This window comes from Mucilaginibacter sp. 320_HR, from assembly GCF_059691875.1.
Map to the genome: position 1 here is coordinate 800,587 of NZ_JCAWAI010000002.1, position 19,232 is coordinate 819,818.

Annotated in this window: 19 protein-coding genes and 1 tRNA gene; 6 read left to right on the forward strand and 14 right to left on the reverse strand. The window is 45.7% G+C overall.

All coding sequences use genetic code 11. From position 1 onward, the window contains the following. The first annotated feature begins 64 nt into the window (after window positions 1-64). From AC59GT_RS09235 to AC59GT_RS09255, 5 genes are all read left to right on the forward strand, one after another. Window positions 65-137 (forward strand) — tRNA-Lys (locus AC59GT_RS09235). Between the two features lie 149 nt (window positions 138-286). Beyond that, window positions 287-880 (forward strand): dihydrofolate reductase family protein, encoded by a 594-nt coding sequence (locus AC59GT_RS09240; RefSeq protein WP_497237371.1) that lies wholly within the window; start codon window positions 287-289, stop codon window positions 878-880. Between the two features lie 351 nt (window positions 881-1,231). Further along, entirely contained in the window at window positions 1,232-2,368 is a 1,137-nt protein-coding gene (locus AC59GT_RS09245) for an AAA family ATPase (protein ID WP_497237372.1), read from the forward strand. Between the two features lie 139 nt (window positions 2,369-2,507). Then, complete coding sequence (locus AC59GT_RS09250; protein ID WP_497237373.1) at window positions 2,508-2,942, forward strand: nuclear transport factor 2 family protein; 435 nt, start codon at window positions 2,508-2,510, stop codon at window positions 2,940-2,942. A gap of 156 nt (window positions 2,943-3,098) precedes the next feature. Continuing rightward, on the forward strand, window positions 3,099-3,872 hold the full coding sequence (locus AC59GT_RS09255; RefSeq protein WP_497237374.1) for an alpha/beta fold hydrolase: 774 nt from the start codon (window positions 3,099-3,101) through the stop codon (window positions 3,870-3,872). Window positions 3,873-3,900: 28 nt separating this feature from the next. Here the strand turns inward: AC59GT_RS09255 and AC59GT_RS09260 are convergent, their stop codons facing one another. Continuing rightward, window positions 3,901-4,056 (reverse strand): hypothetical protein, encoded by a 156-nt coding sequence (locus tag AC59GT_RS09260; protein ID WP_497237375.1) that lies wholly within the window; start codon window positions 4,054-4,056, stop codon window positions 3,901-3,903. 86 nt (window positions 4,057-4,142) lie between these two features. Here AC59GT_RS09260 and AC59GT_RS09265 point away from each other — a divergent pair, with 86 nt between their 5' ends. Continuing rightward, a complete protein-coding gene (locus AC59GT_RS09265) occupies window positions 4,143-4,811 on the forward strand; it encodes a hypothetical protein (RefSeq protein WP_497237376.1) in 669 nt (222 codons plus the stop codon). A gap of 132 nt (window positions 4,812-4,943) precedes the next feature. On the opposite strand, the gene AC59GT_RS09270 is transcribed toward AC59GT_RS09265, so the two are convergent. From AC59GT_RS09270 to AC59GT_RS09330, 13 genes are all read right to left on the reverse strand, one after another. Next, a complete protein-coding gene (locus AC59GT_RS09270; protein ID WP_497237377.1) occupies window positions 4,944-5,099 on the reverse strand; it encodes a DUF2256 domain-containing protein in 156 nt (51 codons plus the stop codon). Then, window positions 5,086-5,568: a DUF4385 domain-containing protein gene (locus tag AC59GT_RS09275; RefSeq protein WP_497237378.1), complete on the reverse strand. Its 483-nt coding sequence runs from the start codon at window positions 5,566-5,568 to the stop codon at window positions 5,086-5,088. The genes AC59GT_RS09270 and AC59GT_RS09275 overlap by 14 nt, the downstream gene beginning before the upstream one ends. Window positions 5,569-5,645: 77 nt before the next feature. Continuing rightward, on the reverse strand, window positions 5,646-5,990 hold the full coding sequence (rplT, locus tag AC59GT_RS09280; protein WP_117381412.1) for a 50S ribosomal protein L20: 345 nt from the start codon (window positions 5,988-5,990) through the stop codon (window positions 5,646-5,648). A 76-nt stretch (window positions 5,991-6,066) separates the two neighbouring features. Then, a complete protein-coding gene (gene rpmI, locus AC59GT_RS09285; RefSeq protein ID WP_022829872.1) occupies window positions 6,067-6,267 on the reverse strand; it encodes a 50S ribosomal protein L35 in 201 nt (66 codons plus the stop codon). Between the two features lie 84 nt (window positions 6,268-6,351). Then, the gene (infC, locus tag AC59GT_RS09290) at window positions 6,352-6,918 is read right to left on the reverse strand and encodes a translation initiation factor IF-3 (RefSeq protein WP_117381411.1); all 567 of its coding nucleotides are present in this window, start codon (window positions 6,916-6,918) and stop codon (window positions 6,352-6,354) included. A gap of 1 nt (window position 6,919) precedes the next feature. Beyond that, window positions 6,920-8,845 (reverse strand): threonine--tRNA ligase, encoded by a 1,926-nt coding sequence (gene thrS, locus AC59GT_RS09295; protein ID WP_497237379.1) that lies wholly within the window; start codon window positions 8,843-8,845, stop codon window positions 6,920-6,922. A gap of 152 nt (window positions 8,846-8,997) precedes the next feature. After that, window positions 8,998-9,273, reverse strand: a complete 276-nt coding sequence (locus AC59GT_RS09300) for a hypothetical protein (RefSeq protein ID WP_497237380.1) — start codon at window positions 9,271-9,273, stop codon at window positions 8,998-9,000. A gap of 42 nt (window positions 9,274-9,315) precedes the next feature. Beyond that, window positions 9,316-10,044, reverse strand: a complete 729-nt coding sequence (locus tag AC59GT_RS09305) for a (Fe-S)-binding protein (RefSeq protein WP_497237381.1) — start codon at window positions 10,042-10,044, stop codon at window positions 9,316-9,318. A gap of 28 nt (window positions 10,045-10,072) precedes the next feature. Beyond that, window positions 10,073-11,374, reverse strand: coding sequence for an MFS transporter (locus tag AC59GT_RS09310; RefSeq protein ID WP_497237382.1), 1,302 nt, complete (start codon window positions 11,372-11,374; stop codon window positions 10,073-10,075). A gap of 71 nt (window positions 11,375-11,445) precedes the next feature. Then, window positions 11,446-12,807, reverse strand: coding sequence for a serine/threonine protein kinase (locus tag AC59GT_RS09315; RefSeq protein ID WP_497237383.1), 1,362 nt, complete (start codon window positions 12,805-12,807; stop codon window positions 11,446-11,448). Continuing rightward, window positions 12,804-13,595 (reverse strand): FHA domain-containing protein, encoded by a 792-nt coding sequence (locus AC59GT_RS09320; protein WP_497237384.1) that lies wholly within the window; start codon window positions 13,593-13,595, stop codon window positions 12,804-12,806. Before AC59GT_RS09320 ends, AC59GT_RS09315 begins: the two co-directional genes overlap by 4 nt. Before the next feature lie 53 nt (window positions 13,596-13,648). Then, a complete protein-coding gene (locus AC59GT_RS09325; protein WP_497237385.1) occupies window positions 13,649-17,719 on the reverse strand; it encodes an FtsW/RodA/SpoVE family cell cycle protein in 4,071 nt (1,356 codons plus the stop codon). Further along, window positions 17,706-19,175 carry a PP2C family protein-serine/threonine phosphatase gene (locus AC59GT_RS09330; protein WP_497237386.1) on the reverse strand — a complete coding sequence of 490 codons (1,470 nt, stop codon included), beginning with the start codon at window positions 19,173-19,175 and terminating at the stop codon, window positions 17,706-17,708. Before AC59GT_RS09330 ends, AC59GT_RS09325 begins: the two co-directional genes overlap by 14 nt. Between the last annotated feature and the right edge of the window lie 57 nt (window positions 19,176-19,232).

A 19,232-nucleotide genomic window follows, 5' to 3' on the forward strand; every position in this document is an offset into this window, starting at 1 on the left:
TCCTTGCAGAGTATTGACACAAACCTGTTTGTAAAATCACATAAAGCTGTATATTTGCAGCCCCGACTCGGTAGCTCAGCTGGTAGAGCAAATGACTCTTAATCATTGGGTCGAGAGTTCGAATCTCTCCCGGGTCACGTTTTAAGTAGAAAGCCTCAGGTCGAAAGTCCTGGGGCTTTTTTGTTTTGGCGCTATTCTCCCCCCTTTTACTGTCGCATTTGCCCCTCAATTTTCCCTGTTTTATTGTTGATGTTTGTAATAATTAATCACAAGCAAAGCAAAAGCTATGAGAAAAATAATCGTGCTAACATTCATCACACTGGATGGTGTGATGCAGGCGCCCGGCGCACCCCAGGAAGACATATCAGGGGGCTTTGAATACGGCGGGTGGTCGGCGCCTTATAATGATGAAGTTTCCGGGCAGATGATGCGGAAGCAAATGAAACCTGCAGACCTCCTCCTCGGCAGGAAAACGTACGACATTTTCGCCGGCTACTGGCCGCAGCATGCGCAATACTGGCCCGGTATAAACGAGGCCACAAAATATGTACTGTCTAACACGCTGGAACAATCTGACTGGAGCAACACCATTTTTCTCAAAAACGTTGAAGACATCGAAAAGCTTAAAAATACCAACGGTCCCGACCTCAAAGTTTGGGGCAGCGGTGAACTTGCCCGGCTGTTGCTTAAACACGACCTGGCAGACGAGCTTTGGCTCAAGATCTACCCGGTATTGCTGGGCAAAGGTAAACGCCTCTTTGATAACACCATCATCCCTGCGGCGTTCACCCTGGTTGAAAATACGGTTACCCCAAGCGGTGTAATCTTTGCCAATTACAAACGTGCAGGTGAGGTGAAAACAGGTACCATCGGCGGGTAGACGGACGTAATTTCTAATGCAGTACGAGCGGAACAAGTAAAATTGTTCCGCTTTTTTGGTGTCGAAGTGTCCCGCTTCGAGAGCGGGACACCCGGGACACCTATTTTAATCAACAAACTGTACACCAGCAACTTACACAACTCAAGCGGGACACCCCGGGACAGTACAAATACTTTAGATAATCATACTTAATGGTTTATTGTAAAGCTAGTTAAGCTATTTTCAGACTGTATGTCTTGCGAGCGGTGGGACACTTCGGGACGCTGAGGTTGGGACACCTACTGACAAAACAGTGTCAGCACTTCTCATTTTAATTATGGGTAAATTTGTAATACAAATCCCACAAATTTCATGACCTATTACCCATCCTATCACACGGCCGAACGCCCTATGGAGATCGAGCTGATACGTTCCATGATCCGCGGCGACATCACTTCCGACGAAGCTTTTGAACTGAAGCGAAAACACGACGAGGACAAAGAGATAAACACCGACGACGCATTTATTTCTAAAACAGCTACCGAATGGCTTAACGTGCCCAAAGAAGAGCTGTCTTTCAACCGGCTCTTTGGCACCTTTTGGAGCATGGGTGAACTGTGCATTCTGTTTGCAGACACCAACGTAGGCAAGTCCATCCTCGCCGTACAGATCGGCAATTCCATCACCAGAGGTGAAATGATCGGCGGCTTGTCGTGTACAAAGCAGGCAGACCCTGTGCTGTACTTTGATTTTGAACTTACCGCTGCCCAGTTCGCGCTGCGGTACAGCAACCGCGGCTACAACACGTACGAGTTTGCCCCGCAGTTTCACCGCTTGGTGATCAACCCCGATGCCGGCCGCGAACGCAAGTTTGCCAGCTTTCATGATTACATTATTAATGCTTTTGAGAACGTGCTGGTAACTACAAAGGCACGAACGATAATCATCGACAACATTACCTGCCTCCGCACCAGTACCGAATCCGGCGCCGGGGCCATAAAGCTGATGCAGAGCCTGCAGCGCATAAAGCAGAAGTACAACTTGTCTATGCTGGTGCTGGCGCATACGCCAAAGCGTAACCCTGCCCGGCCTATTACCCGTAACGACCTGCAGGGCAGTAAGATGCTGCTGAACTTTGCCGACAGTGCCTTTGCCATGGGCGAGAGCCACACCTCCCCCGGCATGCGCTACCTTAAACAGATAAAAGCCCGTAACGATGAGGTGGAATTTGGCGCGGACAGCGTAATGCTGTGCCGCATAGTAAAGCCATACAGCTTTTTAAAGTTCGAGCTGACCACCAGGGAACCGGAGGCGGCCCACCTGCTTACCCATACCGAGCAGATGCGTAAAACCAACGAAGATACCATAAGCAAGCTGCACGCCGAAGGCCGAAGCGTACGCCAGATAGCCGCCGAAGTAGGCCAATCACGCCAGGCAGTGTTCAGAGTGTTGAAAAAGTTGGAGAGAACTGAGAGCGCAAATACCACATCTGCTGACCAGCAACCTTAACGCAGTATTCAACTGCATGGCTACGAAACAAACATTATCGGTTTGTTTCGCAATGATATTTGGTATATTGGTTTACGAAACCAAGCTTGCCAGAACAAATTATATGTTTAACAATGCAACACAACCCTTATCTGCAGTTATGAAAAGAACGCTTGTTTTTTTATTAGTTATACTAGCAGTTACTGCCTGTAACAATGCTAAACAAACGGTAGCAAACCCCAATGTACAGCTAATTAAGAAGTACTTTTCGACATTTAACAAGCACGACTGGACAGCGCTGGCTAACTTTTATACAGACACTGCCGACTTTAAAGATCCATCACTTGGTAAAGGCATAGTTAAGCAAACACGGCAGCAAACCACCAAAAAGTATACAGACCTGAACGCCACCTTTGCAGATATAAACGATCAGCTTGTAAACATCTACCCTGCCGGGGAAAAGAACATCGTAGTGGAGTTTGTATCCCGTGGTACCGCTCCAGACAATACAAAGTTCGAGCTGCCAATCTGCACCATCTTTACCATTGAGAACGGCAAGATCACTAAGGATTACACGTACTATGATAACTTTTAAGTCAATTATTGTGTAGAGAAGGCTAGGTATACAAAGCTGCAAGGTTAATGCCTATCTTCGGTTTGTTGGTGACAACACTAACAAAGGCGAAACTTGAATATCAACTTTTTCCCTAATCTTAATCGACGTCAACCTACAAATAGGTATATTTCCCTTATGATAAAAACCTTCGCGTTCATCCTGTTTTGCTGTGTTTATAGCTTCACTTTTGCTCAAAAAACTATTGTGCTGGTACATGGTGCCTGGAGCAACGCATCCGTATGGTATGCGGTTGCGCCAGCATTAAAAGCGAGGGGCTACACGGTAATCACTGTTGATCTGCCCGGGCGCGGTGCGGATACATTGTCACTTAAAAGTTTAACGCTTCAACAGTACGCAGTTGCAGTGGAGAAAGCCATAGGCAACCATACTGATATTGTATTGCTCGGCCACAGCATGGGCGGACTTGTAATAAGCCAGGTTGCTGAAGACATGCCCGATAAAATCAGCAAGCTGATCTACCTCACAGCTTTTGTACCTAAAGATGGAGACAGTTTTTTTTCTGTGGCCGAAAGCGAAAAAGACAATCAGCTAAGTAAATTTTTGACAATTGATCAACTGTCCGGCTCGGTAAAAGTTTCGGCTGAAGGAGTGCTAAACTATTTTGCAGAAGATGCACTACCTGCTTTAAAAGAGTTCCTGGTCAAAAACATCCAGCCCGAACCGATGGCTCCGTTGGACGATAAAGTGAGCCTTAGTAAAGCAAAATTTGGTAAAGTAAAGAAGTCATTTATATTTGCGCTGAACGACAAAGCAATAACATATCCTTACCAAAAGAAAATGGCAGATGCTGCAGGCATAACCAAAACAGATTTAATAAGTACAAGCCACTGCCCTATGTTTTCGCAACCCACTCAGTTAGCTGCACTCATTGCTAAGCAGGCTCAATAATTTACGGACTTGCTATGGTTGGACAGGCTTACCACGGCATGTTCGTTATCCCGTCGGTCTGAGCTTTCGCCCTTGTTGGTGTTGCCACCAACAAGTACTCTACTTTTTGAATGTTAACCGGCACCGCAGCCACGGCAAAGGGACTTTTAGTAGGTGTACCAATATCAATAAGCCTTCCCAACATTTGTTGCTCCCGGATATAAAATTAGCAACAGCTGTTTCACATCATGTTTTTTAGGCGTAATATATCTTAAAACCTAAAACGCTCAAATGAGAATCATTTACCTTCTAACGGCTATTGCCTTGCTGATGGTCTCCTGCAAAAAAGAAAACACCAGTCCAAAGTCGGGAACCATCACATCGGGTTCAAAATGGGGTATTAGCATAGGCAGTTCGCCGCAAGAGGTATATGCTCAGTTACAGCAAGCGGGTACGCGGTATGATTTTAATACGGTTGCGGTAGCGAACCGGCCGGTTTATACTAAACCCGAACAGGTAAAAGACTTGCTTCCTTTGTACCAGTCGGTAATCTTGCAAAGTAATGCATCGTTGCCTGCCGGCGCTTACATACAATTCCCGGGCGATAAGGTTACTTCTATAGTTCAATTTCCTAACAACAACGTACAAGCAACCAAATGGCCGCTGGATTTGCCTGATGATGCAGCCATCCACATAAACGACGCAGTGACCAGCCTTTACAATAAATTGGTTGCCATATACCAGGTGTCGGCGTATAGTAACTATCAGTTGGTTTTACCCGATAAAACACTGGCAAAACCTTACGACACCGATATGGCTAATTATGAGGAATGGGCTTTTTCGTTCTCTAAAGATGTAAAAGCAGGGCTAACCGGTACAACTTCTGCCAGGCTCATCTTTAAAAACAAGAAGCTGGTATCAATAAAGTACGACTATTCAGAAAACATTTTAGCTATTTAGCTCCCGCTAAACGAGCCTATACACATTTAAAGCATAGTTTAAACTTAACACCAGCTTGTTGGTGACAACACCAACAAAGTCGAGACAAATAGAGGGCCTAATATTAAATTACTGTACTGATGTGCATTCATACTAATGACTGGTACCGCCAGCACGCTTTGTGCGGCACCGGTCAGAGCAATACTTTACATCGTCCCAAACCTTTTCCCACTTTTTGCGCCAGGTAAATGGCCGTCCGCAGGTCACGCATATTTTTTGTGGGAGATGTTGCTTTTTAACCCCTTTCATGTTTCCATTGTTTTTTCATTGTACTGTAAACCGGGTTTGCCTCTGCGGCCTTCCATTGTTGGTAAAATATAGCCGCAGCTTCGGCTTTCTCCTGCTCGCCGGTCCCGCGTTCCAGTAAGCGATAGTTGTCTGTCTCGTCGTACTTTTTACCGCCCTTGTAATTGGCATAACGCCGGGCCCGGGTGTAGCCCATTTGCAGGTACTTACGGGCCATATCTGCACCAACAAAGTCACCTGCTTCTACATAACTGCAAAACATGGCGTAGATAGCCGCGCTGCTTTCCAGTGCTATTTCCCTGGTTTTAAAGCGCCAGTGTTGGCCTATCTCGCTTTTGTAGGGCTCGCAAATCAGCACGCCCTGTTCACCCTTGCCTACCCTGTATAGCTCGGGGTGGTCGCGATAGTTAATGTCCGGTTTCCAGGCATAACTTGTCAGGTCAAAATTAAGGTAAGATGGTTTGTCGGGCATATGTTAGGCAGCAAAAACTTTAACAACAAAAAAGGCCTTCCAGTTTGGAAGGCCTTTTTCTATTGCAATGAGCCGGTTTATTTTACCGCATCAACAATCGCTTTGAAAGCGTCTGGGTTGTTCATCGCCAAATCAGCTAATACCTTACGGTTAAGGCCGATTTCTTTAGCTGCAAGTTTACCCATCAATTGTGAGTAAGAAATGCCGTGCTGGCGTGCACCTGCGTTGATACGTTGTATCCACAACGCTCTGAATTCTCTTTTCTTGGTTTTACGGTCGCGGTAAGCATACTGTAAACCTTTTTCTACTGTGTTTTTAGCAACGGTGTAAACCTTGCTGCGTGAACCCCAATAACCTTTGGCGAGGTTCATGATCCTTTTGCGGCGCCTTCTCGAAGCTACTGCATTTACTGAACGTGGCATTTTTGATTGTTTTTGGTAGTGAGTGTCCCCTGCGGGCGCTTTAGTACTCTAATACCTGGTTAAAAAATTAATTTGATTACTTCCCGATACAAAGCATACGTTTAACGTTACCCATGTCCGCATCAGATACTAAGCTGGTGTGGCCTAAGGCACGCTTACGTTTTGTAGACATCTTGGTTAAGATGTGGCTTTTGTATGCGTTCTTACGTGCAATTTTACCTGTTCCAGTAAGCTTGAAGCGCTTTTTTGCACTGGAATTGGTTTTCATTTTTGGCATAACTCTATTTGTTTGTTTTTAGATATTTACGTTTCGCAACGTTTTATTTTCAATGTACAAGCACTTTTCAGGTGCTGCACGTAATTACTTTTTAGCTGCCTTTGGCGCCACTGTCAGGAACATGCGTTTACCTTCCAGCTTTGGCAATTGCTCTACTTTGCCTACCTCTTCCAGTGCCTGCGCAAAACGAAGAAGCAATATCTCGCCCTGCTCTTTATAAACAATGGCGCGGCCCTTAAAGTGTACATAAGCCCTTACCTTTTCGCCGGATTCCAAAAACTTTGTAGCGTGTTTCAGCTTAAATTCAAAGTCGTGGTCATCGGTGTTCGGCCCGAAGCGTATTTCTTTAATTACCGTTTGTTTGGCATTGCTCTTTATCTCCTTCAGCTTTTTCTTCTGCTCGTAAATAAATTTGTTGTAGTCTGTTACCTTACAAACGGGCGGATTGGCGTTGGGAGATATCTCTACCAGGTCAAGTTCCAGTTGCTGAGCAATAGCTAAAGCTTCTTTAAGCGGATAAACGCCCTGCTCTATATTGTCGCCAACAAGGCGCACTTCCTGTGCCCTGATGAACTGATTAATATTATGTTCGGCTTCCTTTTTCTTAAATGGTAGCCTGGGTCCCCGGTTGAAAGGTTTGTTTAATGCCAAGTTATACTGTTATTTCTTTAATTATTTGTTGTTTAAATTCCTCTATGCTCATGCTTCCTAAATCGCCCTGTCCGTGTTTACGAACAGAAACCATGCCCTCGGCAGCTTCTTTCTCGCCCACTATAAGCATATATGGGATCTTTTTAACCTCAGCGTCGCGGATTTTACGCCCGATTTTCTCGTCCCTGAAGTCAATTAGCCCGCAAATATCGGAATTTTTTAACACATCAGAAACATTTTTTGCATAATCTTCATACTTTTCAGATATAGGCAAAATAATAAATTGCTCGGGCGACAACCACAGCGGGAAGTTACCTGCGCAATGCTCTATCAGCACCGCAACAAAACGTTCCATTGAGCCAAACGGCGCACGGTGAATCATTACCGGGCGGTGTTTTTGATTATCAGCACCGGTATATTCCAGTTCGAAACGCTCGGGCAGGTTATAATCAACCTGTATGGTACCCAACTGCCATTTACGGCCAAGGGCGTCTTTAACCATAAAGTCAAGCTTAGGACCGTAGAAAGCGGCTTCACCTGTTTCTATTACTGTACGCAAGCCTTTTTCTTCGGCGGCTTCAATAATAGCAGATTCTGCTAGCGCCCAGTTCTCATCGGTACCAATATACTTGGCCTTGTTGTTAGGATCACGTAGAGATACCTGCGCAATGTAATCGTCGAAACCAAGCGCGGCAAACACGTAAAGTACCAGGTCGATTACTTTCTTAAACTCTTCCTTTACCTGGTCCGGACGGCAGAACAAGTGTGCGTCGTCCTGAGTAAAGCCACGTACGCGTGTAAGGCCGTGCAGTTCGCCGCTTTGTTCGTAACGATAAACGGTACCAAACTCCGCTAGCCGTACAGGAAGGTCCTTGTATGAGCGTGGCTTTGTTTTGTATATCTCGCAGTGATGCGGGCAGTTCATCGGCTTCAGGAAGAACTCCTCTCCTTCCTGCGGCGTTTTGATCGGCTGGAAAGAATCCGCGCCATATTTCTCATAGTGCCCCGATGTTACATACAGGTTTTTGTGCCCGATGTGAGGGGTAATTACCTGCTCGTAACCGGCCTTTACCTGCGCTTTTTGCAGGAAATTAGTTAAACGTTCGCGCAGTGCGGCACCTTTTGGCAGCCATAATGGCAAGCCCATACCAACCTTCTCGCTAAAAGCAAAAAGTTCCAGTTCTTTACCCAGCTTACGGTGATCGCGCTTTTTAGCTTCTTCAATCACGTGCAGGTATTCGGTCAGTTCGCTTGCTTTCGGGAAAGTAACGCCATAAATGCGTGTAAGCTGCTTACGGCTTTCGTCGCCACGCCAGTATGCACCGGCAAGGCTCATAAGCTTAGCGGCCTTTATAAAGCCTGTGTTAGGGATATGCGGTCCGCGGCACAGGTCGGTAAAGTTGCCTTGTGTATAAAAGGTAATGCTGCCATCAGGCAGATCTTTTATCAGGTCGAGTTTGTACTCGTCGCCTTTTTCGGTAAAGTAAGATATCGCATCCGATTTGCTTACCGGTTTGCGTATGTACTCGCTTTTAGCTTTGGCAAGTTCTATCATCTTGTCCTCGATCTTCTTGAAATCGTCGGACGAGAGGGTCTTGTCGCCAAAATCTACATCGTAGTAAAAGCCGGTCTCTATTGCCGGGCCAATACCAAACTTAGTACCCGGGTACAACGCTTCCAGCGCCTCGGCCATCAAGTGGGCAGAGGAGTGCCAATAGGTTGATTTACCTTTAGCGTCGTTCCAGGTTAACAGTTTTACGGATGAGTCTTGTTCGATGGGGCGGCTAGCGTCCCATACTTCGCCGTCCACTTCGGCGGCTAACACATTACGGGCAAGGCCCTCGGAGATAGACTGCGCTATCTGCATAGAAGTGATCCCTTTGTCATACTGACGAACGGAACCATCAGGGAGTGTAATATTGATCATATACAACTATGATTTGGCTTTTTTTGCCGGGTTGCTACAGCGCAGCCTGCTTAAAAGCCGGTTTTAAATTTGTTTGTTAGTCGATCACCTACTACTGTGATCTTCATTTTGTGGAGACAAAAATAGAATAATTTGGCAATTATCCTGCAATCTCAAAGTAAATCCTCAGCGAAGTCGCTTTTAGTCCAGCGATCCTTGTAGTTGTTGCGTACATCTTCATGCTGACTAATGTAGGTACTAAGCCCCTCTCCTTTCTTGGCGAGTGCTATCATCTTCTTAACGTGCTGCAAACCGGGCTTGTCGCTGTTGTACAGGTAGTAATGATCATCCCTAAAAACCAGTAAAATGCTTGTTTTATCAAACGCGTAAGCTACCACACCGCTGTTGTGGCCAGACTTGCCATAAGGATGCATTTTTATGGACGACATGCTTTTGTAAAAGCAAATTGACTGCCAAATAGGTGTATGTTGTTAAACGTTACCCCAGCCATTTGCCAGCACATCGGCAATGTGATAGGTTTTAATCGGAAGATTGTTCTTGTCAATATAGCTCTGCAAGTGCAACAGGCAAGATGTATCCGTAGAGATGATGTAATCGGCTTTTGCATCCAGTGCGTGGTTAACCTTTTGCTGAGCCATGGCGGTGGAAATACCATCAAATTTCACAGCAAATGTACCACCAAACCCACAACAAGTTTCACCATCTTTAAGGTCAACAAGTTCCAATCCTAATACTTTGGACAGAAGCTGCCTTGGCTCTTCTTTGATCTTGCATTCGCGCAGACCGCTGCAGCTGTCATGATAAACTGCCCTGCCATCCAACTCGGCACCAAAGTAATCTACGCCGAGTATATTCACCAGAAAATCGCTTAGTTCGTAGATATTACTTTGGATGTTACGGCACTTATTATGCAAAATGGTATTGGTGAACAAATCGTTATAATAGTTGCGCACCATACCTGTACAGGAGGCAGATGGCGAAACAATTACGCTATCTTCCTTAAAGTCGTTCAGAAACTTGGTACCGACGGTTTTGGCATCGTCCCAAAAACCGGCGTTGAAAGCAGGCTGACCACAGCACGTTTGCTCGGGATTGTAGTTTACTGTACAGCCGGCTTTCTCCAGTACCTTTACGGTGTTGAAGGCAGTATCAGGGTACAGCTGATCGATAAAACAGGGTATGAACAAATCTACAGTCATCAGCACAAAATTATCCGCCGCTAAAATCTTAAATTTTCTGCACTTTACGCTCTGTTCTTAATAAAGAAACCAGCAATAGTAAACCTACTACGAAAAACCCGCACAATGCGAGTGTAGAATTACGCATGCTCCCGGTAAGTTCTTCTATAAATGCGAAGCTAAACAAGCCGCCAACTATTGCCAGCTTTTCCGTTACATCATAAAAGCTAAAGAATGATGCCGTGTCGGTAGTATTTTGCGGCAAATATTTGGAGTAGGTTGACCGGGATAAAGATTGTATGCCACCCATTACCAGCCCAACTACAACCGCAATAATGTAGAATTGCGTTTGTGTAGTTGTAAAGTAAGCAGCTAAACACACCCCTATCCATATTACAACTACAAATATCAGCACCCTGATATTACCGTACTTGTCAGACAACCGCGACATCAGCATGGCGCCAAATATGGCGATGATCTGAATAATAAGGATAATAGTTATAAGGGCTGAGGTATCCATATGCAGTTCCTTAGCAGCAAAGGCCGTGGCCGCAAGCATTATGGTTTGCACACCCATAGAGTAAAAGAAAAATGCAGGCAGGTAGCCCCGCAGCATTGGCAACGCTTTTATCTTCTGCCAAACCTTACCAAGTTCAATAAAACCACCCTTTATTATGTTTTGATGATGTGATGTTGCGTTAGGGTTGCCTTTTGGCAGCCTTGAGAAGGGGATCATAGCAAAACCAATCCACCAAATCCCTACAAGTAGAAACGATAATTGCGCGGCAGATGATTTGTTTAAGCCAAACGTCTCTGGCATAAGCACGAACACAAAGCAGATAAGCTGAAGCAAAACACTGCCTACATAGCCAAAAGTAAAGCCTTTGGCGCTAACACGGTCCTGCATGTCGAGTGTGGCTATCTCAGGCAAATAGGAGTTGTAGAATACAAATCCTCCGCTATAACCTATAGCCGCTATCGCAAAGCAGATAATGCCACGTTCGATGTGTGCTGCATCGAAGAAAAAAAGACCACAACAAGCCAGCGATCCTATTATGGTGAAAAATTGCATGAAAACTTTTTTGTTACCCCGGTAGTCGGCAATAGAACTAAGCACGGGCAGCATTAAGACCATTATCAGATAAGCAAAAGATAGTGAATAGTTCTGCAATGCTGTATTTATAAAGCTGTGCCCAAAGAACTGCACCCTGTTACCGTTTGCAGCATTCTCTGTTATGGCGACATAGTAGGCCGGAAATATGGTAGTGGTGATGACCAGGTTATAAGCCGAATTGGCCCAGTCGAACATGGCCCAGGCATTAATTATTTTCTTGTCGTTCTTTTCAGGCATGGTGGCTTAAAAGTAACTAAATTTTAGAAACGACAAAATGTAAGTAGCAATGGTGCAGTGAGCATCAGCCCTTAAAAAATGCCTAAAAACTTCTTACGTTTCTTTTTAGGTTTTTCCGGTTGGAAGATCACAGGCGGAGTATATCTATACCTTTCCGCTGATACAGCAGCACGCCACTTGGCAATCGAATCAGCCTTCATACGAGCGAACTGCTGGGTATGAACCAAACTATCATAGTTATAAGGTGTTAACAATAAAACGGATTTATAGGGTTTAAGCGGTACTCCGTCAGCGCCATATTGTGCGGAGTTGCTGTTCCCGGCTTTCGAAACGGCAAATAGTACCATAAATAACGCTACCAGGAAAACAAGCCCTGCAAATACACTTTTTTGCATGTGTACTACGTCTTTATCCATCCTGAGAATGCCAACCTTCTCCGGATCGCTGCGTTCCTGTAGTTTAGTTTGCAGTTTTTCGTTTTCGCCTAGTAAGGTAGATGCTCCTATGTTCACCTGTTCTCCAGCTGTCGACAAGGTTCCGTTAACAATTGCGTCGTGTAAAGCCTGACCGTCCGGAAAACGATCCTCAGGTTTTTTTTGGAGGCATTTATCAATCAGCGCCAGCAGCCAGGCAGGTACCTGCATTTCCATATCACGTTTGTCACTTCCCCAATTTTCGGGTAGTGCTGCTTTGCGTAATGGAAGCGGATCAGGCACCTTGCCCTCCAGGTGTCCCATCATCACATTGTTTCGTCCGGTGTCTCCACTTCCATTTAGGGGAAAAGGCACTTGTCCGGTAAGTAGCTCATACATGATTACGCCATAGCTGTAAACATCAGTCTGCATGAGCATTTTACCATCCGATTGTTCGGGTGCCATAAACTCCACCGCGCCGGCATTGCGTATACTGCTTCGGCGTTGTTCCTCACTCATGATGGCCAGGCCAAAATCCAGGAGTACGTAGTTACCGGTGTTTATATTGTACTTAACGTTATTACTTTTTATATCGCCGTGCTTTACTCCTACTTTATGGCAATGGGCAAGCGCGCAGGCAAGCTGATCAGCTACTTTAAGCAGCTCCTTCAACATGAAAATTTTCTCATGCGGCGGCTGCAATAATTCACTTAGGTCGGGGCCATCTATATACTCCATTTCTATAAATGGAAATGAACCGCTTTCGGTAACACCGAAACTTAATATTTTAACAACGTTCGGGTTTGGTATTTCGTTAACCTTCTGCAACTTAGCTACTTCATTTTGGAAGTTACGGTAGTTTTTATCTTCACCGCTCTCAGAATAAACCGGTGTCGGGATCATTTTAACCGCTGAGTAGATAACACCGGTCCTGCGGCCTTTGTATACCGAACCTTGTCCGCCAGTACGCAGCGCCCCCAAATTTTCTAAACCTTCGGCTATTGTAAAAACCTTACTCATTTACTCATCGGTTGATAACTGAACTCTAACACGGCAGATTCGCCAAGTATAACCTGGTCACCTTCCGCAAGCGGATGGCCTATCGTTGTAGAATGCAGTTTTATAACGTTGTCGCTTTTATCAGCACGTATCTTAATCTTGTTTCTTGGAGGAATGCCGCCATCATCAGCAAACAGCATAAAGCGCTGAGTATCTACACTCCACTCAATGTGTGCATGCTGGCGGCTTATATATTTGTTTGCTGCGTTGCCGCTGTCGGATGGAAATGCTATTTGGTTGGTACGGAAAAATCCATCATCGGCCTGGGCCCGTTTATCGCGACCTATATTAACCTTATCGCCGCCGGAATGTATCTCGTATTCAGCCTGCTCGGTCTCGCCATTTAATACTCTTATATAGCCAATTGCTTTTTGCTGAATAAAGTGTTTACCCGTTTTAATAAAAAACGCGGCATCAACGTTAAGGGCCTGTACTGCTTCTTCGGGTTTGTCATCATCAAAAAATATGTCCAGCGACCAGCGTTCCGGCAAACCGAGGTCATAGTCGTCTGCTATCTTTTGTATCTCGTCCCTAAAAAGATCGGGCGTCTCCGCGTAAACCGCGGCCTCGTACATGTGCCGGTCGGCCTCACTACAATTAATGTAAAGGCTTAAGCCTTTAATGTTTGAACCTTCACCACCTTCCGCTTTCTGAAGTTCCTGCTTTATAAACTGTAACAGCGCGTGGCGTACGCCCTTTACGTCTTCGGGCTTGTCCTTTTCGCTTCCACCGAACAAATTAAAAATCATGTATCTAAAAGTATTATATAACGTGTATACGGACCTTTTTTAAACCCGTTGGTTTATTCAATTGTTTGCTGCGCAATCCCTTTAATATACCCCTTTTTCAGCAAAAATGGTATTACGTGCTTGCCGGCTAGCTTAACCGCGTCTGACGAGCCCTTTGTGGCTTCTACACGTACGCACGTTACAATGTAACCCGGGCCTTTTTGCTTGGGCGCGAAAAACACGTACCAACCATCGTTTATCTGCTGCCCTTTCCAGATACGTTCTGGTGTACCGGTTTTACCCGCTACGGGGATACCGAGGGTATATGTTTTGGCTTCGCTTTGCTCTATCATGTACTTACGCATCAACTGAGCGTATTTAGGATCGTTCGCCAGTTTTACTCCCGGCTTAACTGAAGTTGCAGAATCACTAAATTTAAGCACGTAACGGTTATTAGGCATAGTTCCATTGTTTGCAATGCCTGCAGCCATACGCGCTACTGCGGCGGGGGTAGCAATTAACTCGCCCTGCCCCCATGACATACCCGATATGCCTTTGGCCCGTGTACGCCTGATGTTATTAGGATCATACCGTGGTTTGGTGTTAAATTCCGTTTTACGCCATAACTCGCGCCATTTGTCTTCCTGTGCAGGGTTCAACTGTTCGCGCCCGTAGTAATAACCGCCCACACCATGCAGGAACATGCCGGTTTTAAGATAAACCGTAGCCATATCTTCTTGCAAGTGCTGATCGTTGGCTAGTTTTATGAAGTACACGTTGTTAGACTTTACTACCGCACGTTCAAGCGTTATAACACCTGTTTCGTCAGGTTCCAGTCCTTTGGTACGGATGCGTTCATAAGAGGCAACAGGGTACGTTTTATTGGCCGCCGACAAACCTAACTTGTTAAAGGATGCTAAGGATGTAGCAAGCTTTGCAGTTGAGCCAGGCTGCGTTGCCAGGGTAAAGCCCAGGTCGCTTGTGGTCATCCATCCGGCAAGCTGGTTTTGGTCGGCATTGCTCATTGTTAGCTTTTCCCAATCTTTTACCGGTGGCAGCGGGTAAACCGACGATGCCAGGACGTCGCCTGTGTTAGATTCCATCACAACGACCGATACACGATTGTCAAGCAAAGAGGTATCGGTGCCCATGGAGCGTTGTATATTGGTTTGTAAGCCGGCATCAAGGGTAAGCCTTACATCACGATTGCGGTTCTTGAAAGAGTCCACAGCCATGCTGTTTATACCCGCCAACAACAATGGTGAAAGCGCACTGTAGTCTTTCCGCACAACAGTCATTTCCTTTACGCCACGCGCCAGGAACCTGTCTTCCCGATAACGGTTGGCTGTCACATTAAAGTTGGTGGTCGGCAACTTGAATCCCCTTAATTCCGCAGCGTGTTCGTACTCGGCAAAGTAGCCGTTAGGACTTCCGTTGAAAACACCTGTGTTGTTATCACCCACCCAAAAGAACATCTGCTCTGCAAATGGATAATAACGATCGAGCCGTTTGTGCATAGCCGAATCGATATTGTAGTTACCCGCTCCGGATTGTGCCAGCTTGCCCATTTGCTTTTTCACCAGGTCCGGCTTGCTGGTAGCCAGCAATACACCGTCACGGTCATAAAGGTTACCAGCTTGTAGTCGGTTCATCAATATAGCGATACGGGGGTTGTAGCTAAACATGCGCGCACCGCCTTTATCTGCAACAAGCGCGGGTTGTACCACCCATTTTTTGTTATTGAACAAATAACGGGAAACACTCACTGTAAGTAAGGCAACGCCCATTACCGCTGCAATGAGTGCAGGCACGAGGTTCTTATCCTGCTGGCCTGAGATGTACTTCATTTGTATAGCTGTACCTTTTACCCGTGAGGCCGACATTAAAAAACCAGAAGCCAATAAGTTGGCCACCAATGATGACCCGCCATAGCTTTGAAATGGCAACGACACGCCCGAAAGCGGCAATGCACCGGTAGAACCGCCTGCAATAAGCAGGAACTGCACGAACGTGGATATACCTACGCCCGCACACAAATAAAACAGGAACGGTGTACCCGTTCGCCGACCTATTATGATTGACCGGTGCAAGTAAAGGAGGAACAGGATGAAAATACAAACTATGCCTGTCCAGCCAAATTCTTCGCCCATTGACGGGAGAATCATATCGGTGTGGGCTTCGGGGATGGTTTTAGCAAAACCCTCACCTACGCCCTGCCCGGATACGCCACCGCTTGACATTGCCCAAAGGCCATTCGCTACCTGGTCACCACCATAAACCTCATTGTTCCACGGATCAGTCCAGATGGCTTTGCGGTCCACCAAACGTTGTACCGGGCCTGGGAACAGCTTACCTAAATACGGGATCTGGTCAATGGTAAGGAATGCAGCCATGATCACGAGTACCATAACGGCAGATTCGCTGAGCTTACGACGCTGGAACAACATGAGCAATGCCACTATCCCGGCAGTTACCGCAGCTGAAAGCCACACGTTCTTTAATGTCCAGGAGGCGATAACGTAAATCACTACAGATATGGCCATAAACATAAAGTCGCCACGGGAGAACGAGAACAAAGCAATAAAAGTAAAACATACCACCATGGCCGGCCCAAGGTCGCCTAGTAGTAAGAATAGCATCAATGTAACGAGTATTGCTATAAGTGCAAAAGCAAAGAAAGACCAACGTTTTGTCCAGCTGGTGTATTCGCTTATTAGTTTTTCATTAGCAGCAAAGAAGCCGGCCAAGAAAAGAATAATAAGGTACTTTACAATCTCGCTCGGTTGAAAACCAAACAAGTTCACCTTAACACCACTGCCTTCCGGTCCAGTTCCAAACTTAATGGTCATGGCTAGTAAACCTGCAGCTATCACTACCCACGGCCAGCCATTGGCGGCTTTTTGGTTGTTTTTGAACACTAACAAACGGTACAGATTAGAATCTGCGGTAAAACGGCGCATTTTAATGAACAGCATTACCAGGAATGCTACCATCCCAATGCCTAAATACACCAGTGAGTCTTTTGCCAGGAACCGGTCACGTAAAGGATCCTGAAGGCTAAGCAGTGTCAGGAAAGATAGACCTGTCAGGATCATTACTACAGGCAAAATCAACTGGTCGCTATCACTGAAGAACAGCGTGAGTATGATGTGCATCAGCAGGTAAGCACCAATGAAAGTTGCGGCTATTATCCAGAACCAATGATTAAACTCCGCAGGTGTGCGTATGATCAACGACTTCTCCTTTTTCAGTATGTTGAAATCTCTTGTAGAAAATAGTTTAATGGTATGCGGCGCCTGGCGAAAACTGAATACAGCATCTTCGTCCAAGTTTTCAGTACCCTGCGATGTTCCGAACTGGAAGCCGGGCTGCAGCGGCAGTATTTTAAATGCTTTACCATCAGGTAATCCTTTGAAGTGATAGTTACCTGAACCATCCGTACGTGCATAAGCGGTAAGCTCCTGAAGTTTTAACTTACCGGCGCTATCCGGATAAAGCACTTTTTTGAATCCTTCACCCTGTTCTGTCAGCGGCTTTGTATCCTCTGTGAGTTCATCACTAAAAAGGCTGTCTTGCGGTAGTATCATCTGCAGCCTCACTAATACGCCTGGCACGGGTTCTTCATCATGTAAAATGCTGCCGCTGATGCCGTACGTGCCCATAGCCATATCTGTAACCTGTGGCAGCTTCATTGGCGATTGTTTTTCACTCACGAAAAGCAATGAGTCCGCACCGGTATAGCCCAGTAAAGATCGTGACGCTTCTACACGTTTTTTGAACGACTCGCCGCCTTTTGCAAAAGCATCATCCGCAACCACGTAGTACTTACGCTTGTTCAGTTCACCTACGTTATCAATCTTTTGGCCTACGCCAATGTTATCGGCTACTGTTTTTGTGATAAGTTCGATATCGCGCTTATCGTCGAAGTAGTACCCCTTGGTAAGCAGCTGATGTATGCCCTGTGCGGGATCCTTATCATTAAGGTTCACCATGGTGCCGTCCGCAAGGCGTTTATCCACATCAGCAAAGCGGAGCTGCACAACTTCGTACAACCTGTAGAACAACAAAGAAAAGAGGACCGTGATGAGCAGGAGAAAAATCCTTTCTTTACCCCTGCCTGTTTTTTGCACCTTATCTGCTTCCATTTTGGGGCTTAACAGTTTTATTAACGGAATCGGCATAAAGCGCCGCTGCAGGGAATATTTCCGTTACGGATTTGCCACTTGGCAATCCATAATTCTTTTGTACAGGTGTTTTACAGTCGGTAAACTCCACATTACGCAGGTACAACGGTATATTGCCGGATGCTATACCTGTAGTAAAACCCTTTAACTTTAAGTTGGTAAAGCCAGCAGCCTTAACTCCGCTTTTGAGTATAAATGCAGGCGCGTTATAAGCTGTGTCGGCCTGTATGGCTAGATTACCTTTTACACGAATGAAAAACTTAGCGCGGCTGATATCTAATGTATCGCTGATGATCAAGGGCTGTTTAAAAGATGTGTCGGACAATACAAGCGTATCTGTCTTCATCATGTTAATGGCATTTTGCAGTTTGATCTCTTCAGAATTGCGTGGCGACTTCTCCTTTGTTACGGCAATAGCCTCCGGCTTGGTTACACCTTTGTTAATTTCCTTTTGCCATTGCAGGTAGTAATAAACAGAAGCACCTATAAAGAACAGGCACAAGATGCTGATGATCACAGCGTACAAATTGCTTTTTTTTTCAGGCATTGGTTTTTGTTGCTTTTCTTTAATCGCCGAGGTTACATTTTGATATTCTTTCTTTACCTCTGGCGGCGGTTCGGTATTTTCCTTAAACTCAACAACTGGTATTGTTGCTGCTTGCGGCTGAGACTTCTTGTCGTTCTGCACCAGCACTACGGTTATGTTATCGTGACCGCCATTTTTGTTGGCAGCTTGTATAAGTTTACCAGCCTTTTCAGCTAAGGTAATTGGCTGTGTTATAATATTGGTGATCTCTCCCTTATCCACCATATCGGTAAGCCCATCGCTGCACAGCAGCAGCATATCTCCGGGCAGAAATGGCGATTGACCTGTCTCGATAAAACTATCGTCAGCATCTATCTGGCTGGAAAAACCCAGCGCTTTGTTGATCTCATTACGCTTTGGGTGACTCATTGCCTCGCGCTCGCTTATGCGTCCTGAGTCTTCAAGAAAGCCTACAAAAGAATGATCTTTGGATATTTTAACCAACGAGCCATCGCGCAGCAGGTATAAGCGAGTGTCGCCTACATGTGCATAGTAGAACAAGTTATTAGGGATGTCGGTAACAGCTAGAGTAGCTACACAAGCCATGCTGTCCAACTCTTTAACTTCTTGTTTTTTAGCAGTAATGGCGCTATTCGCTTTGCGTATAGCCTCTATCATTGCAAATACAAAGTTCTCTTTGGTTTCGCTCAGGTGATCCAGTATCTGCTCGCGTGCAATGGATGCTGCTACTTCGCCGCCATTATACCCCCCAACACCGTCTATAACACTTGCCAGTACAAGGCTCTTGTCCAGCCGCGTAGCAATAAAGGTATCCTCGTTATTGCTGCGCACCTTACCGGTGTCTGTTAGTCCAAAAAAGTTTTCAGCCATTGTGTTTGCCCGAGTTTTTAATATCTACAAAGTGCGTTGCCAACAGGCAAACCACCA